The sequence below is a fragment of the Paenibacillus sp. FSL E2-0178 genome (assembly GCF_038593005.1).
Lineage (GTDB): Bacteria > Bacillota > Bacilli > Paenibacillales > Paenibacillaceae > Paenibacillus_AQ > Paenibacillus_AQ phytohabitans.
In genome coordinates, this window is sequence record NZ_CP151953.1 from 3,319,323 (window position 1) to 3,343,044 (window position 23,722).

At 54.3% G+C, this 23,722-nt stretch carries 17 protein-coding genes; 3 read left to right on the forward strand and 14 right to left on the reverse strand.

Annotation, left to right across the window (positions count from 1 at the left end):
- Positions 1–50: 50 nt before the first annotated feature.
- Complete coding sequence (locus tag MHI42_RS14555) at positions 51–959, reverse strand: L,D-transpeptidase family protein (protein ID WP_342424255.1); 909 nt, start codon at positions 957–959, stop codon at positions 51–53.
- 256 nt (positions 960–1,215) lie between these two features.
- On the opposite strand from MHI42_RS14555, the gene MHI42_RS14560 reads away from it, so the two are divergent.
- Positions 1,216–1,779: a hypothetical protein gene (locus tag MHI42_RS14560; RefSeq protein WP_342424256.1), complete on the forward strand. Its 564-nt coding sequence runs from the start codon at positions 1,216–1,218 to the stop codon at positions 1,777–1,779.
- 118 nt (positions 1,780–1,897) lie between these two features.
- Here the strand turns inward: MHI42_RS14560 and MHI42_RS14565 are convergent, their stop codons facing one another.
- The 3 genes from MHI42_RS14565 to MHI42_RS14575 all read right to left on the reverse strand — a co-directional run bounded on the left by MHI42_RS14565 (position 1,898) and on the right by MHI42_RS14575 (position 7,666).
- Positions 1,898–2,905, reverse strand: coding sequence for a sugar kinase (locus MHI42_RS14565; protein ID WP_340988890.1), 1,008 nt, complete (start codon positions 2,903–2,905; stop codon positions 1,898–1,900).
- Complete coding sequence (locus MHI42_RS14570) at positions 2,902–3,957, reverse strand: SPFH domain-containing protein (RefSeq protein ID WP_042233072.1); 1,056 nt, start codon at positions 3,955–3,957, stop codon at positions 2,902–2,904. The genes MHI42_RS14565 and MHI42_RS14570 overlap by 4 nt, the downstream gene beginning before the upstream one ends.
- 349 nt (positions 3,958–4,306) lie before the next feature.
- Positions 4,307–7,666 (reverse strand): Ig-like domain-containing protein, encoded by a 3,360-nt coding sequence (locus MHI42_RS14575; RefSeq protein WP_342424257.1) that lies wholly within the window; start codon positions 7,664–7,666, stop codon positions 4,307–4,309.
- A gap of 441 nt (positions 7,667–8,107) precedes the next feature.
- On the opposite strand from MHI42_RS14575, the gene MHI42_RS14580 reads away from it, so the two are divergent.
- A complete protein-coding gene (locus tag MHI42_RS14580) occupies positions 8,108–9,109 on the forward strand; it encodes an ABC transporter substrate-binding protein (RefSeq protein WP_342424258.1) in 1,002 nt (333 codons plus the stop codon).
- Between the two features lie 146 nt (positions 9,110–9,255).
- On the forward strand, positions 9,256–10,968 hold the full coding sequence (locus MHI42_RS14585) for a helix-turn-helix domain-containing protein (protein WP_342424259.1): 1,713 nt from the start codon (positions 9,256–9,258) through the stop codon (positions 10,966–10,968).
- Positions 10,969–11,776: 808 nt separating this feature from the next.
- Here the strand turns inward: MHI42_RS14585 and MHI42_RS14590 are convergent.
- The 10 genes from MHI42_RS14590 to MHI42_RS14635 all read right to left on the reverse strand — a co-directional run bounded on the left by MHI42_RS14590 (position 11,777) and on the right by MHI42_RS14635 (position 23,689).
- Positions 11,777–13,291 (reverse strand): alpha-L-fucosidase, encoded by a 1,515-nt coding sequence (locus tag MHI42_RS14590; protein WP_342424260.1) that lies wholly within the window; start codon positions 13,289–13,291, stop codon positions 11,777–11,779.
- A 5-nt stretch (positions 13,292–13,296) separates the two neighbouring features.
- The gene (locus tag MHI42_RS14595; protein ID WP_342424261.1) at positions 13,297–13,989 is read right to left on the reverse strand and encodes a copper homeostasis protein CutC; all 693 of its coding nucleotides are present in this window, start codon (positions 13,987–13,989) and stop codon (positions 13,297–13,299) included.
- Positions 13,990–13,997: 8 nt separating this feature from the next.
- Entirely contained in the window at positions 13,998–14,897 is a 900-nt protein-coding gene (locus MHI42_RS14600) for an ROK family protein (RefSeq protein ID WP_342424262.1), read from the reverse strand.
- On the reverse strand, positions 14,894–15,610 hold the full coding sequence (locus MHI42_RS14605; protein ID WP_342424263.1) for an N-acetylmannosamine-6-phosphate 2-epimerase: 717 nt from the start codon (positions 15,608–15,610) through the stop codon (positions 14,894–14,896). The genes MHI42_RS14600 and MHI42_RS14605 overlap by 4 nt, the downstream gene beginning before the upstream one ends.
- Positions 15,611–15,711: 101 nt before the next feature.
- Positions 15,712–16,530, reverse strand: a complete 819-nt coding sequence (locus tag MHI42_RS14610; RefSeq protein ID WP_039309671.1) for a carbohydrate ABC transporter permease — start codon at positions 16,528–16,530, stop codon at positions 15,712–15,714.
- Positions 16,527–17,408, reverse strand: coding sequence for a sugar ABC transporter permease (locus MHI42_RS14615; protein ID WP_340988907.1), 882 nt, complete (start codon positions 17,406–17,408; stop codon positions 16,527–16,529). The genes MHI42_RS14610 and MHI42_RS14615 overlap by 4 nt, the downstream gene beginning before the upstream one ends.
- 353 nt (positions 17,409–17,761) lie before the next feature.
- Positions 17,762–19,057: an extracellular solute-binding protein gene (locus tag MHI42_RS14620; protein WP_342424264.1), complete on the reverse strand. Its 1,296-nt coding sequence runs from the start codon at positions 19,055–19,057 to the stop codon at positions 17,762–17,764.
- A gap of 182 nt (positions 19,058–19,239) precedes the next feature.
- Positions 19,240–20,436 carry a response regulator gene (locus tag MHI42_RS14625; RefSeq protein ID WP_342424265.1) on the reverse strand — a complete coding sequence of 399 codons (1,197 nt, stop codon included), beginning with the start codon at positions 20,434–20,436 and terminating at the stop codon, positions 19,240–19,242.
- Between the two features lie 3 nt (positions 20,437–20,439).
- A complete protein-coding gene (locus tag MHI42_RS14630; protein ID WP_342424266.1) occupies positions 20,440–22,290 on the reverse strand; it encodes a sensor histidine kinase in 1,851 nt (616 codons plus the stop codon).
- 667 nt (positions 22,291–22,957) lie between these two features.
- Positions 22,958–23,689: a ThuA domain-containing protein gene (locus MHI42_RS14635; RefSeq protein ID WP_342424267.1), complete on the reverse strand. Its 732-nt coding sequence runs from the start codon at positions 23,687–23,689 to the stop codon at positions 22,958–22,960.
- Between the last annotated feature and the right edge of the window lie 33 nt (positions 23,690–23,722).

Sequence of the window (23,722 nt, forward strand, 5' to 3'; positions counted from 1 at the left end):
CGTGATTGCTACGGATAGACCTTCATCTGGCAGCTTCTAGTTTAGGCGCATCACAGCTTCACAGTCGCCTCTTTGGCGTTCCATATGACGGGAAGGCCAAAGAGCGGCGTCAAGCTGCCTAAGGGAATATACAATCGCCCGTTTACAGTCCGCGAGGCCAGCATGGCCACCGTTTTGCCGTTCACCTTCGCTGTTTCGCTAAGCGGTTTATGGACCGCGGTGTGCCCACCTATAGTAATGATAAGCGCTCCGGTTCCCGCCTCCTGCTTCAGGGTTCCGCCCAGCAGGGCAACCGATTCGCGGAGCGGAACGAATACCCGTGAATTCTCCAGCAGGAAAGAATCCTTAACCTCCAGCTTTTCTCCATTGATGATAAAGACGCCCGCAATCATTGTCGGCCCGGTGGAATAGCCGCTCTTCACTGCGATGCTTGCCATATCAAGTCCTGAAGTAGTAATGATCACGGGAGTGTTATTGGCTACCCTTGGATACAGCCAGTGGATATCCTCATTATGCATCCGGATGCATCCGGCGCTGACATATTTACCGATGGAGGCTTCATTATTGTTGCCATGAATGGCATAAGTCGTGCCGTAGGTATCGTTCACTTCCAGCCCCAGCCAGCGGTCGCCCAGCGGATTGGCCGGATCGCCTCCGGGAATCTTTTCTTTGTAATAGGGTCTGTTCTTGATTTTGACCACAATTTTGAAGCTGCCTTCGGGCGTCAGACTCTTGTTCTTGCCGGTGGCGACCGGAAAAACCTTCTCCAGCTTACCGGCGCTGAAATAGGCCAGCTTATTCGTCTTTTTGTTCACAATAATCAGATCTGAGGATGATGATGACGCTGCTGCGGCTGATCCTGTGAAGCATGCTGTGAACAGCACTGCGAACACAAGCATAAGCTTGATGCTCCTTGGAACATAAGTTGTAGTCAGGCTGATACGCTCACGCAGATTCATGGTTGCCCCACCTCCAGGTTATGGGTGATACTGGAAACTCTTTTCTACATAGACGTCAGTCTGCCGCATTAGTTGCACAGCAGCTTGTACCTATTCTTATCAACTCGTCCGTGCGGATTTGAAGCAGAGTTTGCACAATTGTAACCGTTCAAGCGGTGCTTCGTGTGCGGTTCCATGAGGATGAATATTAAGTGCCTCCGCCAGAGATAATAAGCCCGCATGACCATTACAGCACCCGCCAAGGAGGCCATTTACTTTGAATTCAAACCATTCCAGCCAGATCAGCCAAAGCGAGCAAATCATCCAGCAGCTGATGACACAGACCCAGCAGGGCACGCAGAATTATCAGCAGCTTCTGCAGCAGGAGCAGGAGCATGCCGCCAAATTGCAGGAGCTCAGCCAGCACAGCAATAAGGCCATTCAGATGATTCAGCAGGCATTGCAGGGCCATCAGACCGCAATGCAGCAGCTGCAGCAGGTCTCGCAGTTAATCAGACAGCTGGAGCAGACCCCGCAGACTGCCGGCTACAATACAGGTGGTATTCAAAGATTCAATACCGAACAACAGGGCTATAATACAGGAATCCCAAGCTTTAGCCCCGGTAATACTGGCAATCATAGCTATAGCACAGGCTCTGGAGCGTATAATTCTTCCTTCAGCCCGTCCTTCACTTCCAATAGCCAGCCGGTAAATTCACTGCATAGCCCAATTAATTCTCCAATTAACTCTTCATTTAACCCTCAGCCGCTGCATACACCCATGCAGACAAACCATTCCTACGGTTCTCCGATGAATCAGGGACGCAGCTTCCAGCAGTAATATATGCCCGGAATAGCTGCTCAAGACAAAGGGGTTCTCTCAGGCCGCACCAGCGGCACTGCGGGGAACCCCTTCTTTGTATCTGCACTTCGCGTCTGGGCATTCATACATATGCATGTTAGACTACCAGCCGTCCTCTCTTCTCCGCGAGGCCAATCGTTGCCTCTACGCCGGAGTTGAATTCCAGGTAGTCGCTCTCGACTCCATCACTGAAGATTACCCCGTCCTCCGGCATCTGCGAAGTAATTCGCAGCGGCATACGGCTGTTGATCCTGCCGAAGACCAGATCGGCTGAAGTCGTCCGGCTGGGAAAAGGCTCCCGTACCGTAAAGTAGAGCTCCGGATGATCCCAGGCCAGCTTGAGCGCCGCGCCGTTTTCCTGCGGTCTGCCCCCATGGACAGACGCATGTGCTTCCAAGCCCGCCGTTACCGTCACCTGTTCCGCTGCCTGCCATTGCGCCGTCTGGCTGACAATTCCCGCTGCTCCGGCGAGAACGCTTTTGAGCCAGCCGGTGGAGCCCATGCCGGTGGAGACAATAATCCCGCTGGAGGACTGCTGCTCCAGCGTGCCGTTCAGTTCAAGCTGATAACGGGCCGAGACGTGGGTCCGGCGGCCGATGAACAGATCGTTGACACCGTACAGACTCTGGCCGTCGTTCAGCTCTGCCCTGGCAAGGGTAACCTCGCGTACCTGCCGCTGGCTGCGGAGCACCTCCGGCACCAGCTGCCGCAGGTCCTTAACCGTGAAGGGCAGCAGCACACCATCCCAGCGCTGCGGGTCGGGATTTACACCGATCAGCGGCTGCTCCCGCAGGTATTTCAGCGTATTGGCAACCAGACCGTCCTGCCCCAGCACAACTACTGTATCCCGCTCTCCAAATATAAAGTTAGGCACATGCTGCCGGTCCAGAAGCTGCAGCCGGCCTGCCGCGCTCAGCTCGGTTACAGCAGCCTCTACCGCCTTGCGGTAAGTGAAGTCCTCGCTCAAATAATCGCTGAAATCGGCCCCCAGCCGTTCAATATAGAACTGGGCCTGCTGGATTGTATTGTAGCGGACCACCAGTTCTTCCAGGCGCGTCTTGCGTTTGATCAGAATAATCTTGTTCTCGGATACCGGGCTGCTCATCGTCCGTTGCCTCCTCTTGCCGCGCCCGCCCCGTTACCCGGCGACCCGGCCATAATCCCCTGCAAAAGATCCGGGGTAATATTGAGCTGCCCGATCTTCCCGGCATTCTCAGCCAGCTCCTGGAACGCGATGGCAATCAGCTTATCCGGATTCATGCCTACATTCGTCAGTGCCTGAAGTACACCAGGTGCTACGCCCTGGAGCGAATTCATCACCGCCGACAGCTCGTAGGCCTTGGCATCCGCTTCCGCCCTCTGATTCGCCACTGTCAATTCAATCAGCTCCTGCTTCTTCTCCTCCAGTGCAGTATCGAAGCTGAGCTGCTCTTCCTTCATCTCATTCTGCTTCTGCTTCACCGAGCGTTCGGCATCGAGCTGGGTTTCGCGGATCTGCCGCTTCTTCGTCTCCACGGCGATCTCCGTATTCAGCTCATTCTCCTTCACCCGCCGCTCCTGCTGAATCGAGGCATTGCGCCGTTCATATAGCGCATCGTCGGCGCTGCGGAGAATCTCTTCGCGGGCCTGCGCTTCCAGCGCGCGCAGCGTTTCCTTATTCGGCACAATTGCCAGAATGGACAGCCCCATCAGCTCGATGCCCAGCTTCTCTATCTCCGCACTCTGTCCGATTTCGAGCGTAATTGTCTTAGCCAGACGTTCACTCGACTGAATGGCTTCCTTCAGCGGCAGCTGCCCGAGCTGCTTCTTGGTTAGCACCTTGGCGATATTGATCACCCGCTGGGCCAGCTTGTGCGGATCATCGGAGAGGTAGGTATTCTTCCGCAGATTATACGTATAGTTAAGAATCTGTGTAGTCTTACGGTAATCCACGATCCGGTAGGTCAGCTGCCCCTGCACGGTCACCGTCTGATAATCAGCCGTAATTTCCTCGAACATGAACGGTACATCAATCGAAGAGACCGGCACCACTACAACCGAGGTCGTAGGCGCGTAATAATGGAAAGAAAGTCCTACACCTTCCTGCACTACCTTACCGTTCTTCACCTTAAGGACATATTCACTGGGCTGGAACTTTACGAAGCGGAATCCGAACATGGTCATTACCTCCTGTTGTTTATTTTAGTGAATGATATTAACTTAATGTTATTATTAAATTGTTATTAACAATATCTTAGCAGACTTTAATGATATTATCAATATGTTAATAACAAAAATCTGCAAAAAAAACACCTCACTCTCCAAAATGGAAAATGAGGCGGTGGAATGCAAGAGAGTCAAACGCAACTACGTTGAATATTTGGACTTCCGGCCGCTGCCCGCCTACAGATTTCTTGATCCTTACCGCAGTTGCGGTTGAAATCCGTAGACAAAGGCGGACGCTACCGCTCCTCCAGTTCCAAAATCCCCCTCCATTGCGCCCCTCTCTTGCTTAGGTGTAAGTAAATTACTTAACAGTGACCTTTATCTTCACGGTTTTGCCGCCGTATTTCACGGATATGCTTGCAGTACCTTTACTGTTGGCCTTAATCAGGCCGTTTTTGCCGGTAGCTACAAGCTCCTTGGTGGAAGTCCAGACTGCTGTCTTGGATACATCCGATTCACTGCCGTCCTCAAAAGTAGCCGTTGCCGTCAGCTGCACAGACTGTCCTACACTCAGCGTAAGATTCATCTGGCTGACCTCGAGATATTTCAGCACATCAACGGTTACGGGGACTTTGACGGTTTTGCCGCCGTATTTGGCCGTCACATAGGATTTGCCGTAAGCCACTGCCTTGACCGAGCCTCCGGTAACTGTGACGATCTTATAGCTTCCGCTTTTCCACTCCGCTTTGTCCGTCACATCCTTCGTTTTGCCATCGCTGTAAGTGATGCTTACTGCGATTTTGGCCGTATCGCCGGATTTCATCGCCAGGTTGGTCACCGATGCTTCGATGACAGTGATCTGATCCACTTCAATGTTGACCGTCACTTTCTGCCCTCCATAGGAGGCGGTGATCGCCGTTTTGCCCTTCAGCACTCCGGTTACAAGACCTTTCTTGACCGTAGCGATTGTAGTCTTGGCCGAGCTCCAGTCCGCATCCGCCGTTACATCACTCTCTACCCCGGCGGAATCGGTGGCAGTCAGTGTAATCTGCTCCTTGTCTCCGGCAGACATCGTAATCAGGCTCACATTGGCAGCCAGCTCATCCACAAGGCCCACGTTCACGGTAATGGCCGCCTTCTCCGTACCTATTTTGGCGGTAATCACCGCTGTTCCTACAGAGAGGCCGGTAATCAGACCGTCCTTAACCTCGGCAATCTTCTCATCGCTGGAGCTCCACTCCACATCACTGGTGATCGTCTTGTCGCTGCCATCGCTGTAACTGCCGATAGCCTCGGCCTGATAAGTCTCGTCTTCCTTCAGTTCAATGGTTTTGGCCTGCAGCGACAGTTTGTCCGGTGTGCCTGCCGTGATTTTGACCGTTGCCGTCTTGCCGCCGTAAGAGGCCGTAATTACAGCACTGCCTGTAGCATAGGCGGTAATGGTTCCTTTGCTAACATCAGCTACATCCGCATTATCTGTAGTCCACACTGCATCCTCTGTGACATCCTGTGAAGTTCCGTCTTCATAACTGGCCATAGCCGTTACTGCTTTGCTCTGGTCCTTGCCGAGGTTCAGCTTGCTGACCGTAAGATTCAGGCGCGCAGCTGTTTCGACACTCACCGCAATGGTGAGGGTTTTGCCGCCATAAACGGCGGTAATTGTAGTTTTGCCGGACTTGTAGCCTGTAACCAGACCTTTGGTCACGATAGCGATATTCTCGTCAGCGGTGGACCAGACTGCGCTGTCTGTCACTGTGCTTGGAGTGCCGCTTGCATCCAGGGCAGTCAGCACTAGCTGTTGAGTTCCGTTCAGGCGCAGGTTCAGGCTGTCGTTATCGACGCTGAGCTTATTGCTTTTACCTACAGCAGCTGTTGCAGTGACTGTCTTCCCGCCATAGACCGCCGTTATCGTCACGTTGCCCTCTGCGTAGGTTGTAATACTTCCTTTATCCACATAAGCCACAGCTTCATCACTGGAGCTCCAGGTTGCCTTGCTGGTTACATCCGTTACCGTACCGTCCGCAAAAGTCGCCTTGAGCACAAGCACCTTAGCAGCATCCACCGCAAGATTCAGACTGGTTTCACTTAAGGCCAGATGTCTTGCTGTTCCCACATCAACGGTAACCGTGGCCGCCGCTCCATTATAAGTTCCTGTAAGGGTCGCCGTACCTACGGAATAACCGGTGATCAGGCCTTTGCTGACCAGAGCGATGCTCTTATCGCTTGTGGTCCATACCGCACTGCTTGTAATATCCGATGAGGACCCGTCGCCTGCTACGGCAGTCAGCACAAGCTGCTTCGTACCGCTAATCTGCAGGAATACATTATCATCGCTGGCTACCAGTTTGCTTACGGCTCCGACTTCCACCTGGGTCGAGGTTTCAAGTGTGCCGTAGACGGCAGAGATTGTTGCGGTTCCAGCCAATTTATAAGTAGTGAGGGATCCTTTTTTGACAAAAGCCACAAGCTCATCGCTCGAACTCCATGCCGCCTTAGAAGTAACATCTTCTGTGCTGCCATCGGCATAGGTCGCCGTCAGGGTAAGCGCATGGGTGGAGCTTGTTTTCAGGCTAAGCTGTTCTTCGCTCAGATCCAGATACCGGGCCACCGCAACATCCACATCCACTTGTACAGACTTGTCGCCATAGGTCGCTGTAATCGTCGCCGTTCCGGCTGTGTAGCCGTAAATCTTGCCTTTGTATACATAAGCGATACTGGAATCGCTCGAACTCCAGACCGCAGTGCCGGTCACATCTTTGGTCGTCCCATCCGGGTAGACTGCGGTGAGTTTAAGCTGCTGAGCTTCTTCCGTCTTCAGAAAAACACTCTGATCATCCACAACCAGCTTACTGGTCTGGTCAACCGTTACCTCTACTGTGGTAGTCTTGGTGCCGTATTTGGCGGTGATGACCGCCGTTCCCTGCTTGTAGCCGGTAATGACGCCCTTAAGGACATCGGCCACCGATTCATCACTGGAGGACCAGGCGGCCAGGGACGTTACATTCTCCTGCGTGCCATCCTGGAAAGTAGCTGTAAGCTTTACAGCAGAGCTGTCTTTCAGCAAAAGCGCAAGCTCCGGCTGATCCGCTTCAATCCGCTTGGCCACCTCTACATTCACTGTGACGGTGATGGTTTTTTTGCCATATACGCCTGTGATTGTGGCTGTCCCGGAGGAGATCCCTTTGACTGCACCGTTCACTACGGTTGCTACCGCAGCATCGCTCGTGCTCCAGACTGCCTTATTTGCCACCGTGGCGTCAGTTGTATTATCCGAATACGTTGCGGTCAGAATAATGCTGTCCGACTCGGCTTTGCGGAGATCCAGGCTCTGGACATTCTGCGTCAGCGCTTTGACCTTCTTGGTTACAGTAACCGTTGCGGCCTGGGAGAACTTCGTGCCGTCACTATATGTAAATACCGCAACAATCGTAGCTGTCCCTTCCGTCTTGGCCGTCACAATCCCGTTATATACGGTGGCTACCGCTGGCTTATCGCTGGACCAGTCACTGTTAACCGTCACGTCGCCTGACGTGCTGTCGGAATAGACCGCAGTAGCTGTTAGAGCCGAAGTCTCTTCCACCGCAAGCGTAAGTTCACTTACATTCAGCACAATTTTGGAGACCGTTACGGTGGAGGCTGCCAGCGCCAATCCCCCGTTAGTCAATACCAGAAGCAGCGGCAATGCCATCAGCAAAAACCGGAAATAGCTGTTTTTCTTCAATCTGTTATCCTCCTTGTTGAATTATGATTTGAATCTCTTATCGACATATCCCGGCTTTTAATTCAGGTACTAAAGACTTAACTTTTTTCTTATAACAACGGTAATAAATCGGTTATTCATCTATGTATTTACACAATCCGCGGAAAAAGAACAGCTCTAAATACACCCTGCTCAAGAGGTAGGCTGAATGCATCATAACAACCCAAACTGAATGTAGTCTGAATAGCCTCATTCTTTTTTTAATAACCTGAAAATTCACAGCGGATTTCCGGCTTTGCACAAACTCTAATCACCTTTGCACAAACTCGATTCTTCTTTGCACAAACTAAATTCCCGCTCTGCGTTTTGTCCATTGAGTAACGGATGGTTATCATCTATGATCATTTCAACGAGAATGATTATCATTATTGGTAATCAATATAATTGGGAGGCCTACTTACAATGAACAAGGCAAGACAACCTTTCGCTATCCTGTGCATCATCTTCCTGATGAGCACCTTACTGCTCGCCTGCAGCAGCACCAAGAATGACGAAGGCAACGCTGCAGCTAACACAGCTGCCGGCAATACCGCTGCAACCCCAACCGCAGAAGCTACTGCAGAACCGGCAGCCACAACACGCTCTTACACCGATTACAAAGGCCATACGGTTGAGATTCCTGTGAACCCACAGCGGATCATCTACTCCGGGGAAACTTATGGCGATCTGATTGCGCTGGGCGTACAGGCCATCGGCTATCCGCTCTCCATGGCTGATGGCCAGGTATTCAAGGACAAGCTGACCGGGGTAGAAGATGTCGGCTTCCCGATCAACCTGGAGAAGACGCTTGAGCTTCAGCCGGATCTGATCATCTATGCCGGAATTGAAGAGGCTGATTTCGATGCCTTGTCCAAAATCGCTCCAACCATTATCTTCGATACCTTCGCCCCGCTGAAGGAACGGATGCAGGAAATCGGCGGTATCCTGGGCAAAACAACAGAAGCGGAAGCCTGGCTGGCCGAGTACCAGACACAGGAAGATGCCATGTGGGCCCAGCTTAAAGCTTCGGGCATGAAAGAAGGCGAAACTGCCGCAGTCTTCACTTACTATCCGGGAGACAGACTGTTTGTAATGGCTACAACCGGCCTGTCACAGGTACTGTATGGAGAGAACGGATTCAAGCCTACTCCGGCGATCCAAAAGGTGCTTGACGCCGACATGGGCTTCCAGGAGATTTCGATGGAGGTTATCCAGGAATACGCAGGGGACCGTATTTTCCTTCTGACTCCGGTAGCTGACGAAGCCAAGGCATCGACCGACAAGCTGCTGGAAAGTGCAGTCTGGAAAAGCTTGCCGGCCGTTAAGAACGGCTATGTCTACACGCAGGACATCATGAAAACCTCCAGTGATGCCGCCACCAGAGAATGGCTGCTGGGCGAAATCCCCGCCATGCTGAATAAGTAACGATTACGCATGCAGACAGGACGAATATTAAAAGCAGCTTATCAACTAATGTTGATAAGCTGCTTTATTTTATATACAATGAGGTTTATTGATAATCGTTCTCAATATACATATAAATTCAACTGCCCTGAAAGGAGTGCTGAGCCTTGAGACAGAATGCCCTGAACCCGGGACTCCCCCCTGCCCCCGCACTTGCAGCGGCTCCGGCCCTGCCGGTAGTTCCGCTCCGCTCCCTGCTGTTTCAGCTGAAGGGCATTGAGCTGGTAATCCAGAGTGCCGACACTGTGTCCGCTGTGCAGACTGCCGGTCAGCATACACTTCTGATCTTTACCGGAGGCCGCGGTGAACTCTGTATCGGGGAGCAGCCGGCCCTTTCAGTACATGCAGACAAGTGTTGTCTGCTGTCCCCCGGAACTTCCTACAGTACGGATAACGCGGAAATGACACTATACTATTATTTGATATCCTTTGCCGCTATTACGGCTGGAGATTCCCCTGCTTCTCATACAGCTGAATTGCTGCCGGGCCGGAAGGAACTAATCGTCCACCCTTTCACCCGGGTGATCCGGCTCGCGGAAGAGCTGCTTGCGAACCAGGGCAGCGGGGACGAGCTCCAGTATTTCAGACAGCAGCTGCAGTTCCAGGAGCTGCTGCTCCTGCTGTTTGAACATAATTACTCCACCCGCCAGCTGCCCAGTCCCGCGCAATCCGTGGAGAGTACAATCCAATTCCTGCAGGATCATTATATGGAGAGCATCACGGTGAAGCAGCTTGCGGAGCTGGCACAGGTCTCTCCCTGGCAATACACCCCTATCTTCCAGAAGCTGACCGGCAAGCGGCCGCTCGATTATCTGACCGATCTGCGCATCGGGCACTCCAAGAACTATCTGCTGGAATCCGCCGAGCCGCTGCGCGAAATCGCCCGGCTGGTGGGCTTCTCCGATGAATATTACTTCAGCCGCCGCTTCCGGCAGAAGACGGGAGTCACGCCCGGGCAGTATGCCCAGGCCCAGCAGCGCAAAGTTACCGTCAAGGATTGGACGGGGCATGAGGTGGAAATTCCGGAGCGTCCAAAGCGGATTGTCTACCACGGGGAGACACTGGGAGATTTGCTGGCTCTGGGAGTCAAGCCGGCCGGAGGCGATGAGGCCTTCGCCCGGAACAGCGTCTACAAGCACCGGGTCAAGAATCTGGCCAATGTCGGCTTCCCGCTGGACCCGCAGCTGACCCGGCTGATCAGCCCCGACCTGATTATTATCGCGAATTCGGACGAGCGCGCCTATACGCGCGTCTCCGGTATCGCCCCGACCCTCACCTTCGATTCATTCGCGCCGCTCGAGCATCGGCTGCGGATACTTGGCGGGTGGCTCGGCAGGCAGCGCGAAGCAGAAGCCTGGCTGGAGGCCTACCACGCCAAAAACGCTGCCATGTGGCAGCGTCTGTACGCAGAGGGGCTCCAGCCGGGAGAAACCGCCTCCGCGCTGGTCTACGACCATGGCAACCGCCTGTTCGCTATGGCGATGACCGGACTGTCCACGGCCCTGTATGCTCCCGGCGGCCTGCAGCCGACGGCAGAGATTAAGGGCCTGTTGGACCAGGGGCTTGGCTTCGGCGAGGTGGACCCGGCGAAGCTGCACAGCTACGCGGGGGACCGCGTCTTCATGCTCATCCCGGAGCGCGAGGACTCGCGGGAAGCCATGGAGCAGCTGCTGCGGACGCCGCTGTGGAACAGCCTGCCCCCCGTACAGGAGGGCCGCGTCTATATGCTGGACGGCGCCAAATGGAATTCCGGCGATGCCCTGACCCGCGAGCGGCTGTTGACCCTGCTGCCCAGGCTGCTGGGGGGAGCGGGCGGGTAGGCGGGTTCGGGAATTCAGAGTGACTGGAACCTGGTACAATATCAGAACTAAAGAAGTAAGTCCATTTAACAATGCAGTAACTGCTGTATTCCGTTCCAAATGGAAATTCATTGATAGTTGTATAATGTGCAATTAAAAACAGCGAAAAGAGAGGCTTGCCTCATATAAGTGCAATCTGAACAACTAAAATTACCCAAATGAGTGAAAACAATCTACAAACAGCTATTTAATTGCACGAAATACAACTAAACGGATAATTGGGTGTATATCAGACGATTTAGTTGTACAAAGTGCACTTATGCATATCGCTTACCGCACACACCTAGGCATATACCGTAATCGGATCATCTCAGGCCATTAGCAAGCGATTTACCAAAATGGTTTTCACTAAATAAATCTGACGCTACACCAGGAGCTGCCCTAGATCGCCTGAATTCGTACCTCGGCAGAGTTCGTACAATAGATTTCTTCCTTTCAGCCACAATCGGGGACGATCCCTAAATTCTGTTGCAGTAAATACATTAGAATGCCTTTGCAGACCCTTAAAACCCCGATTCTGTTGTACAAAATACGATCAGCCGGCTGTGAGGTTAGTCCGGAGTGGCTTGGAGTTGGCTTGGAGTTGGTTTGTAGCTTGTTGGTGCTTGTTTGGAGCTGGTTTGGAGCTGGTTTAGAGCCATTTCGGAACTTGTTTAGAGCTGGTTTCGGACATACCGGAGCCCCGGAGCTTGGCCGGAATATGAAGCTTGCCGGATTCACCCGGAGCAGTCCCGTAACTCCTGCGCCCGCTCCTTTACAGCTCAAATGTCTATTTCGCCGCTTCAGGAGTAGAATACTTGATCTTCAATACCAGAATGCCCCGGCCGCGCATGTCAGAGGGCAGTTCTACAATCAGGCCTTCACCGGCCCGGCTCCACTGCAGCTCTCCGTTCCAGCCCAGCAGCTCCACCTGCAGAATCTCTCCGGCGAGCTGCTTGGAGCGGTTGCCCAAGGTCCCGATCACTGTCGTTCCGCCCTCGGGCCAGCCCATAACCGCCGCATAGAGCAGCTCCCCGCCTCTGGCGGTGAAGCGGATATCCTGCGGGGTGAACGGGCTGCGCTTCGTATCGTTGAATGTACCGCTGACGATCTGGGTCGGGCCTTCGCCATATACCTTCCAGGGCCGCGTTCCATAGATCGCTTCCCCGTTTACCGCCAGCCAGTCCCCTACCTCCAGCAGCAGCTGCTGCTCTTCTTCAGGAATAGTCCCGTCCGCACGCGGCCCGACATTCAGCAGCATGACGCCGTTTTTGCTGACTATATCGACCAGGTCGCCGAGTATAACTCCCGAGGTCTTATATTTGTGGTCGGCAATATGGCACCAGGCGGTTTCACCTACCGAGGTGCAGGTCTGCCAGACCTCCGGATTAATATCGGCCAGCTGGCCCCGCTCCATATCATAGACGGCGGTCCCTTCGGCAAAAGCATCAAATTTATAGTTGATGACTGCCCCCTGGCCCCATTCCGCAGCCTTGTTGTAATAGTAGGCGGCGAGCTTTTGCAGATAAGGCTTGAAGACCGGCTGCTCGATCCACCAGTCGAAATAGACCAGCTGCGGTCCGTAACGGTCGATCAGGTCGCAGGTGCGGACCAGCCAGTCGTCCAGAAACTCCTCATTCGGCGGCAGAATCGGCAGCGGGTACGCCGGATCGCCGTAGCAAGGCTGCGCCGGACCGTACAATTCCGCGTATTTCGGGTCCTGCACATCTGAAGGCAGCTCGCGGCCTCCGTTGTAGTACCACCAATTCTCCGCACGGTGGCTGGAGACGCCGAAGGTCATATAATGCCGCCGCACGGCTGAGCCAAGCTCGCCGATAATGTCTCTGCGCGGACCCATCCTGGCAGCGGTCCACTCCGAATAAGGGCAGTCATACATGGCGAAGCCGTCATGATGCTCGGCAACCGGCACTACGAACGCGGCACCGGCGCGTTTGAACAGGGCAGCCCACTCCTCGGCATCGAATTTCTCCGCCGTGAACTGGGGAATGAAATCCTTATAGCCGAATGTATCCGGCGGGCCGTAGGTCTTCAGATGATGCTCATACACCTCAGTGCCTTCCCTGTACATATTGCGCGCATACCACTCTGTCCCGAAGGCGGGTACAGAATACACCCCCCAATGAATGAAAATCCCAAACTTCGCATCCTCGTACCAGCGGGGAACGGAGTACTCCTCCAGAGACTTCCAATCCGCTCTAAACGGGCCGTTCTCTACAGTATCCTTGATCTCCAGCTTCTTCTGTCTGCGCAGCTCATGCAGCGATGGTTTTGACAAGGAACTCACCTCTTCTATGGTTTGAGAATCTTGCGGACGGCTTCCAGCCGCCCGGGGTCAACCGGCCTCAGCGGATCGCCGTCCTCCCGGACAGCGGAACCGAAATGCACCCGGCGGACAGCCGTCCGGGAGATGAAATCCTTCAGGCCTGCGGCATTCAAGCCGCTGCCTGCAAGGATGGAGAGCGAAGAACCGGCGGACAGCCGTTCCAATACGGCTATCCTCGCCATACCCTCAGCGGAAGTTGCCTTATCGCTGCCGCCGGAGGTCAATATATCCGTAATCTGCGGATACCGCTTCAAGACTTCAAGCGCCTCAATCTGATCCCGCACCTCATCAAAAGCCCGGTGATACGTAACCTCCATCCCGGCCGCAGCATCAAGCAGCCGGACCAGCAGCTCTTCGTCCACGGTCCCGTCACTGCGGAGCATGCCCGTGACCAGGGACAGTCCGCCCACTCCGGCAATATGCCGGATATCGCGCAGCATCGTTTCCGCGTCGGATGGGTCATACCGGAAGGAGCGCGCATGCGGCCGCACCATTACTCTTATGGGAATACTGACCGCTTCCCGCACCGCTTCAACCAGCCCAAGGCTGGGTGTTAAACCGCCTTCCCGGATTCCGGTAATCAGCTCGATCCGGTCCGCTCCATAACGTTCAGCGGTAACTGCATCACTTACTGTCGTGGCTATAACCTCTAACAGCATAGTTCACTCTACTTCCCTTCCTTGTTCATAATCATCCGTGCCGCGCCGATCATTCCGGCATCATTGCCAAGCTCGGCAGGAAGCACCTTAATGGACAGCGGTGACACGGCGGCAAGCCCGCTCATCCAGGCATCCCACCATAAGGCATGGGATTCTGCGACTCCGCCGCCAAGAATAATCGCCTCCGGGTCCATGAAAGACTGGATATTATGCACGGCCAGGCTCAGGTCGTGCATATATCTCTTCATGGGTGCAGCCGCTGTGGCGCTGCCTGCGGCGAATTCTGCCAGCAGTCTGCGGCCGTCCCAGCCCTCCGCGGCTTCTGCACCCAGCCGGCTAAGCGCCCTGCCGGACAGATAATGCTCGGCGCAGCCCCGCTGCCCGCAGCTGCAGGGAATTCCTCCGGGATAGAGCACCATGTGCCCGATCTCCCCGGCCCCGCCCTGTCTGCCTGAGATAGCCTCAGCATTATGAATAACAGCTCCGCCGACACCTGTACCCAGCGTCAGCATTACATAATGCTCCAGCCCCGCAGCCGCCCCGCGCCAGCCTTCGCCAAGAGCGGCTGCATTGGCATCGTTGCCAACCGACACAGGCAGCGCGAACTCCTCCTCCACAGCTTCCGCCAGGCGCATGCCGGTCCAGCCCGGCAGATTCTCCGTCGCATAGAGGACTACGCCTTCAGCCGGATCTACCCGCCCGGCGGTGCCTATGCCAATGCCGCCGATCCCGTATCCGCAGTACACAAGCTCTGCAATAATCTTCTTCAGCACAGCGAGAATCCCTGCTGCCCCCTCGTTCACAGGCGTAGCGGTACTGCGGCGGGCAACAATCTCCCCTTGCCCGTCCACCACTGCCGCCTTAATGAAGGTTCCGCCGATATCGGCCCCGATATAATAGCGGCTCATCCTTCGGCCTCCGTTGTTGCGCCGCCCGCCTTCTCTTTCATCGCCTTCACATAACGGGCGGCTATCCACTGCGGACGGGTAATCGCCGAGCCTACGACGACGAAGTCCGCACCCAGCTCCAGCGCCGCAGCCGCCTGCGCCGGCTCGGATATCCCGCCTTCGGCGACTACCGGCACCTCCAGGACAACGGACAGCCTCTCCAGCAAATCCAGATTCGGCAGCGGAGTTTCCAGCGTCTCTGCGGTATAACCGCATAGCGTAGTCGAGATGTAATCCGCGCCCCATCCGGCCGCCTGCACCCCTTCTTCGAAGGTCGCAATATCGGCCATCACCGGTATCTCCGCAGCCTTCAGCGCGGCAAGGGTCGCCTCCAGCGTGCGCCCGTCCGGCCGGAGCCGCCTGGTACCATCGATGGCCACAATATCGGCCCCGGCCGCATGCACTGCGAGTGCATCCTCAAGCGTCGGCGTAATGTAGACCTCACTGCCTTCATGCATTATTTTGACCAGTCCGATCAGCGGCAAACCGGCGGCTTCCTTAATCGCGCGGATATCCGCCAGCCCTCCGGCACGGATACCGGCCGCCCCCGCTTCCTTCGCCGCCATCGCCATCGCCACCATATGATGGCTTCCGAACAGCGGCTCGTCCTCCAGCGCCTGGCAGGATACGACCAGACCCTGATAGGGAATGAGACTCCCTGAGCGTTTTTCCATACCTCCCACACCCTCCCTGCATATCATTTTCGCGTATTACACGGCTGCCCTCTTAACATTCTCTCATTCTTGCACCTTAGTCTACCAGCCTCTTAAGTCTCTTAACCCTTAACCGCCCCGCCCACCAGACCTTTAATAATGAAGCGCTGAACGAACAGGTAGAGAATGATGATCGGCAGGGCCACAAGTGCAGCTCCGGCGAACATCTGCGGCCAGTTGGTGTTGTATTGGCTTTTGAAGGCCATGAGGCCCACGGGCAGCGTCCGCATATCCGGCGAAGACAGGTAGACCAGCGGATTGAAAAAGTCATTCCACGAGTTGATCGCCACCACGATAATACAGGTCGCCGTAATCGGCAGCGTCAGCGGAAAAATAATCTTCAGAAAGGTCCGCCACGGCCCGCATCCGTCAACCAGCGCAGCCTCCTCAATCTCAGTCGGCACGGTCTTAAAGAAATTCACATAGAGGAAGATCGGCAGCGCCAGCCCGGAGGCAATCTGGATCAGTGACAGCCCGACATGCGTGTTGAGCAGATGAATCTCCCGCAGCACCAGGAACGCCGGAATCGTGCCGGAGAAGGCCGGAAGGATCAGACCCATCAGGAAGAAGGTCGACATCGCATCTGATTTATATCTTTTGCCATGATGCAGACCGTAAGCAGCCAGCACAGAGACGCCAATGGCGGCAGCGGTTGTCATCACCAGCACCAGAATGCTGTTCCCGAAATACGGCAGCAGATTGCCGGTGCGGAACGCTTCGGTATAATTGCTCCACTGCGGGTCTTTGGGCAGGCTAAGCGGATTGATCGTTGACGGTGTCTGCAGCGAAACCGAGATCATGACCGCCATCGGAACGAGTACAATAATGAGCGCGATAATCAGCACGGTGTAGATTGAGGTTTTCTGTAATGTAGTCGTCAATTCGCCACCTCCAGACGGCTGAGCAGCTTCATCTGCACAAAGGTTACAACCAGAATCATCACAGACAGGATCATTGCCATCGCGGTGCCGTAGCCCATCTGCGAGGTTTTGAAGGCATATTGATAGATCATAATCCCGAAGGTCTGCGTGGAATTGGCCGGTCCGCCTTGCGTCATGATGAAGACATGCTCGAACATTTTCATACAGCCGATCACCGACAGCACTGTGTTCACAATGACCGAAGGAATCAGCAGCGGCAACGTAACTTTCCAGAATTTATTCCACGGCCCCGCGCCGTCAATGCTTGAGGCTTCATATATTTCACCCGAAACGGATTGTAGTCCAGCCAAGTAGATCATCATCGAATAGCCTGTGTACTGCCAGACCATGACGAGTGCAATCGCGTAGATTGCTAAGGAAGGATCACCGAGCCAGTCCAGCTGCGCCAGACCCTTCAGCCCGACTGCGGCAAAAAACTTCGGCAGAAATCCAACCATCGGCGCATACATGTAGCTCCACACATAGCCGATTACAACGGTGTTCAGGATAACCGGGAAAAAGATAATCGCCCGCATCCACACAATGCCCTTAAGCTTCTGGTCGAGCAGTACGGCCAGCAGGATCGATGCGCTATGCTGCAGCACGATGACTACAACGGAGAGAATCGCCATATTCTTCAGCGCCGTCAGGAGCAGCGGATCACGGAAGGCTTCGCGGAAGTTCTCCAGCCCGACCCAGTCGGCCTTGAACGAGAAGCCGTTCCAGTCGGTGAAGCCGTAGTACAAGCCGCTGAAGATCGGTCCGGCAAAAAACAGCAGATAGATCAGGAGCGCCGGCGCGATAAACAGCAGGTAATTGCGAAAATTCATGAATTTCATCTTCTGCCTCCATCCCTCACCCCAAATTTGGGTAAAAAAAAAGAAACCTAAGCGAAAGACAGGGTTGTCCTTGATCTGAGCTTTCGCTTATTCTCTTGTGTTGTGTGTGTTCTATAAAGATTAAACATTAAGAACATTCCAATTAGATGTAGGCCGTAACTGCGGTGAACATTTGGACTTCCGGCCGCTGTTGTCCCCAGATTTCTTGATTTGTAACCGCTGGCCGCGGTGGAAATCCGGGGACAAAGGCGGACGCTAACGCTCCTACAGTTCCAAATTTCCCCTCCGTTACTTTCATCTTGTATTGTCTCTTTCTCAGTTCAATCTTTATAGTTTTGTTTGTCTTATATGTTCTATATATCTTTATCTTGAGCCGTTTGCATTTGTTCCAGCAGCTTGGCGGGGTCCACGTCCTGCTTCAGCAGAATCTGCTGGAAGATCGGGAACATTACCGGCTCAATGGAAGAGGTCATACTCGGGAAAATCTGGGCTTCGCTGGCGTCAATCAGCGGCTGGAGTGAAGCGGCCAGCGGGCTGTAGGTTTCGGACGTGCCGCCTTTTACCGTTACCGCCTGCTTCGTTTCATCGGACCAGATTTTAGCCATTTCCGGCTCGGCCACGAATTCCATGAACAGCTTGATCTCTTCCTGGTGCTTGCTCCAGGATACGCCAACCAGCAGGTTGTCGGAGACCAAATTCGTTACGAGCGGCTGATCGCCGCGGTTGACGGGAATCGGGAAGGCACTAAGCTCAAAGGCGGAGAAGTCTGCATCAAAGTTCTCGCTGTAGCCCCATTCGCCCATCGGCCACATGGCGGCCTTGCCTTCCTTGAATACCTGCGCCACCTGGTCATAGCTGAGGCCGACCGAGTTCTCCAGCAGATACCCTTTATCCGCCAGTTCCTTCATGCCGTCGAAGTAGCCGGTGAACTCAGGATCGGTCCACTTTTTGTCCCCGCTGGCCAGCTGCGGAAATACGTCCGCATTGTCATGCTGATACAGTCCGAACTGTGAAGTGGTGATGAACTGGGTCGCCCAGCCGTCCTTGCTGCCGATGACCATCGGTGCGGTGCCGCTGGCTTTGATGGTCTCGCTCACCGCCATCAGCTCTTCCCAATTGGTCGGAATCGCAAGCCCGAGCTGGTCGAACAGCGTTTTATTATAGAACATCACGATCGGCTGGCTGTTATAAGGGACACCGTAGGTTTTGCCGTCCACTGTGCCCAGCTTTACTGCCGCTTCAAGATAATTATCCAGCCAAGGGCTGCCGGAGATGTCCATCAGGACATTCTCTTTGGAGAATTCGGCCACCTGGTTCGGGAACAGCCATAACATGTCCATATCGGACTTGGAGACAATCCGCGTACGGATGATTTCCCGGAATTGATCATATACCTTGTCATGCTCTATCGTGATGTAGGGATATTTCTCCTGGAATTTATCAACCACCGTCTGGCTGATCGGGTTCCATGTGGTCAGCTTCAGCACCACCGGCTCTTTCTCAGCATCACCTTCTGCAGCAGAACCGTTTGTAGCAGCCGCTCCGGAATTACCGTTTGATGCCGCATTATTACTGCCGCAGCCTGCAAGAATGACCAACAACCCAAGACATAATACCGACAACCACCAGAACCCGCCTTTTCTTCTCATGTGTTAGCCTCCCTGACATTATGTTTGTTTCATGAGTTAATCGTACTCTGTTTGTGTCAGGTTAACTACCAGGTTGATCTGCTGCTTTATAGCTATTAATTGCTTATCTTGGCCGCTCTGCCGGATGTCTGATCCTCCAACTAGACGAGAATTGCTGTTTCCGTCAAATATTTGCTCTTTACTCACTGATTGCGGAATTCCAGCGGTGTCAGACCCGTGTCATCTTTGAACAGCTTGCTGAAATAATGCGGGTTGGCATACCCCAGTTCCTCGGCTACCTCGTACACCTTCCGGTTGCTCTCGCGCAGCAGTTTGCGGGCCAGGAGCATTTTTTTGGCGGTCATATATTCATTGAAATGCTGTCCGGTCTCCTTAAGAAACTGGCGGCTCAGATGGCTGACGCTGACATGAATTGCCTCTGCGGTCCGCGCCAGCGTCACATCCTCCAGCAAGTGTTCATCGATATAAGCCGTTGCCAGCCGGATAATTCCGCTCAGCTTCCCGCCGCTCACCGGCTCACGCTCCGCCGCACTTCTATAGGCCTCCGGCAGCTCCGCCGCTGTCCGGTGAAGTCCGCTGCAGGTATACGCCATGCGGATGCCCAGCATTTTGTACAACCCTTGTTCCAGCTGATCCAGATAACCCTGCATCGCACCGGCTCCCGCTTCGTCAATGGACGCCTTCTGCGGCAGCAGCCAGACCAGCTCCTTGTTCTCCCGGCTGAGCAATATCCCGCCCCATTCCCGGGAAGTATATTCCTCCAGATAATACCGGAACGACATAAAGCGGGCCAGCGCCGCCTGCGGTTCAACCCCTTCGTTCTCGGCCATGCGCAGAATAGCCAGCCTGTATCCCGCTCCATACAGGGACTCCAGTCCATACTGCTGCCACTGCTCCATCCAATTCTCCAAGGGGGCCTGTGTCTCAAGCATCGACTGCAGGAATTGATCCCGGTCCTTGTCGCTGTATCCCGGCACCTGCGGCACTGCCGCCTGATGAAGCTGCTCCAGGGTCCCCGCTGCTTTGAGCAGCGCTGCTGCAATCTCCTCGGCCGCCATCGTCGGCTTATGCAAATAATCAACGACTCCGATGCGGACAGCTTCTTTTACATAAGGAAAGTCCTCAAAGCTGCTGAAGAAGATAATCTGCACACTGGGGTACTGTTCCTTGATTCTGCGCGCCAGCTCCAGGCCATCCATACCCGGCATGCGGATATCCGTCATCACAATGTGAATCTCCTCCCGGGCCAGCACCTTAAGCGCCTCATGCCCGTTCGCAGCTTCGGCTTTCCAGGCAATGGCAAGCTCATCCCAATTCAGCATATAGCGCAGCCCCAGCCGCACAATGGTCTCATCCTCCACTACAAGCAAATTCCACATGCTTCATTCCTCCATTCGCGGCCGGGACGTATCTCCGTCCTCCGGTTGATAAGGCAAATATAATTCTGCCCGGGTTCCCTGGCCCGGACCACTCTTCAGCGTCAAGGTATACGGCGGTCCGAACCTAAGCCGGATACGGTCACGGACGTTGGCTACACCGATGCTTGAACCCGCGTTGCCGTCCCCATCAGGGTCTGGACCCTGCTCTCTCTCGCCGTTGAGCACCTCCAGTGTATCCTGCGGTATACCGTGCCCGTTGTCCGTGATGGTGATCAGCAGCTCATCCCCGACGTTCCCTGTTATCCGGGCACCCACCTCAATCAGCAGCGGGCCTTCGATATCGAAGGAGCCGTGAAAGATCGCATTCTCCATCAGCGGCTGCAGAATCATCGGCGGGACCATCGCCTGCCCGATATTCTCTTCAATCTGCCACTCCACCTTGAAGCGGTTCGTGTAGCGCAGCTCCATCAGCCGCACATAATGATGCAGCAGCTCCAGCTCCGCAGACAGCGGCACCAGCTCGCTGTCCAGCTTCATATTGGCATGCAGCAGCTTGTTCAGTGACTGCAGCAGCCGGGCGATGCCTTCCGACTGCTGCAGCACGGCCAGCATGCGGATGGAATTAATCGTGTTATACAGGAAGTGGGGAGCGATTCTCGCTCTAAGCGCATACAGCTCGGCCTCCCGCTTCTGCCGCTCCTTCTCTTCAATCGACTGGACCAGCACATCGAGCCGCCGCACCATCATGACATAACTGAGATGCAACTGGCCGATTTCGCCCTGGACCGGCGGAGCCGCCGGAGTGATGAACAGTCCCCGCTCTACGTCGCGCATGGAAGAGATCAGGCTGCGGATCGGCCTCGACAGATTCCGGGCCAGCAAAAGCGACAAGACGGCGGCGGCCACACTGAAGATCAGCACCAGCACCACGGTAAAGTTGCGGATCACATTCGCGTCGCCGAGCAGTTCTTCCCGGTCAATCATGAGATAGCTTGTCCAGCCCAAATACTCACTGTGCGCATATACCCCGGTCGCCGCTGCCAGCCCGCCGCCCAGATCGGGCAGATTGATCAGGCCGCGGCTTGTCCCGCTGTGCGAGGACTGCTCTGCCGCAGCGCGGAGGAACCGCTCGTTGTCTCCGGTTTGTGTGGAATAGATCAGCTCCCCCTTCTCATCGGCCACAATCACATGCATGCTCTCCAGCTGGAAGGAACGGACAATCTTGTCCATGAAGTCAGGACGGATATCCACGGCTACTACTCCGGCCGGAGTGAAATCATCATTAAGCAGCACGCGGGAAGCAGTAATCGTGGGGAACGGAGCACTATTGAACTGCCGCTCCAGCCGCAGCCCGGAGATGAATACGCCTCCGCTCCGTTTGAGGGTCTCCTTATACCATTCCTCGTCTACCGGACTTACGGCTTCATTAATGGAGGAGCGGTCGCTAACCCTGTAGCCGTAGATATTGCCTTTGGTGCTGTAGAATACCAGACCTTGAATCGTGGAGAAAATCGAAGGATAAGTCACGAGCAGCTTGGCGAACTGCTGCTGGGTTTCAATCTCGCGGTAACCCCACTGGTCGCGGGGTACGTAAGGCTGGTTCAATATTTGAAAGATTTCAGGTGTGAAATAAGGAAAAGTGCTGAAACGGTCCACATCCTCCACCTGGCGCTGGATCGCCGCATTCAGCTGTCCGGCAATGACGCCGAGATCGGCGTTCACCCGCGACTCCAGCGTGCTGACCGATTTGAAATATGCCATCGTGCCGATCACAATCGACGGGATAATCCCAAGCATGAAGAAGGCGAGCATCAGCTTGCTCTGGTATGTTAAGTTGTTCCACCGCCGCATCATCAGCCTCTCCTCCTGGTCCGTTAAATTTTACTCAGTATAAAGGATTCTGCAGACTGCTGCATGGAAAATAACGAAGTAAATATTTAACATCCTCTCCCTCCAGACTTGGCAGAACAGCCAAAACCTTGATATACAAGCATTTATATCTAACATATATATGCCACAACTTAATTAGTTCAAATTCACAATTGTTAGTTTATCTGCCACAAGCGTAAGGTTGGTCATGGATAACCGGAGACGTGCGGGAGTGCGGGAACCTAGCGCTGAGCTTATAGCCGCAGCAGAAGCAGCACAACTAATAACACAAGTGTGGTGTAGGACGGTCCCGGTCAGCAGTGAAAGGGATGCGGCTTGTGAAGGCCGGCCTCAAAATGAAAATGTTGTACGTATTGCAACTCGAACCTCCCAATAATGGAGGATTCCTAAGGATTGTTGTACGAAATACAAGATTTTTCACGCTTGGCCGCTTTCAGGAGAGAAAATGTTGCCTTTCGTACAATAATCCTGGATTAGAGCCGCTATCCTGAAGAAATTGTTGTATTTTCTGCAGGATTCAACAGCGTAACCCATCTGTTAGCGCGTCAGCACAAAAAACCGCCATACCGTTAGGTCTGGTGGTTTTAGGTCTGGCGGGTATCCTTTTCATCGACTGCGAGGCTAACGTTCGTTATACGCCTACTGTGCTTCTAATCGGCTCCAGCGCCTCGGAATGGCCGTACACCGGAACATCACGCTTGACCGGAGCACACCAGTTCACGCCGTTGATGATAACCTGCTGAATTTCCTTGTTGTAATAGGTTGGATAGGACTCGTGGCCGGGCTGGAAATAGAAAATATTCCCGCTGCCGCGCCGGTACGTTGATCCGCTCGGGAACACATTGCCGCCTTCGAACCAGCCGACAAAGATCAGGCTCTCCGGTGCAGGCACGTCAAAGTGCGCCCCGTACATCTCTTCCTGCTCCAGGTCAATATATTCGCCGATGCCTGCAGCAATCGGATGGCTTGGCTCCATCACCCAGAGGCGTTCTTTCTCCCCGGCTTCGCGCCATTTCAGATCACAGCTTGTGCCCATGAGCTTGATGAAGATTTTGGACATGTGGCCTGAATGCAGCACCACCAGCCCCATCCCCTCCAGCACGCGCTTATGAATCCGGTTCACTACCTCGTCACTGACTTCCTGATGGGCAACATGCCCCCACCATAACAGTACATCAGTGTTATTCAGCACTTCTTCTGTCAGGCCATGCTCCGGCTCGTCCAGTGTTGCCGTTCTTGTATCCAGTCCCGCCGCGCTCAGAAAAGAGGCCAGCTGTACATGTATGCCATTCGGATAGACCTGGCGGATTCGTTCTTCCTGCCGCTCATGGCGGTATTCATTCCATACGGTTACTCTGGTCACTATGGACACTCTCCTGTTTCAAAGGTGAATTTT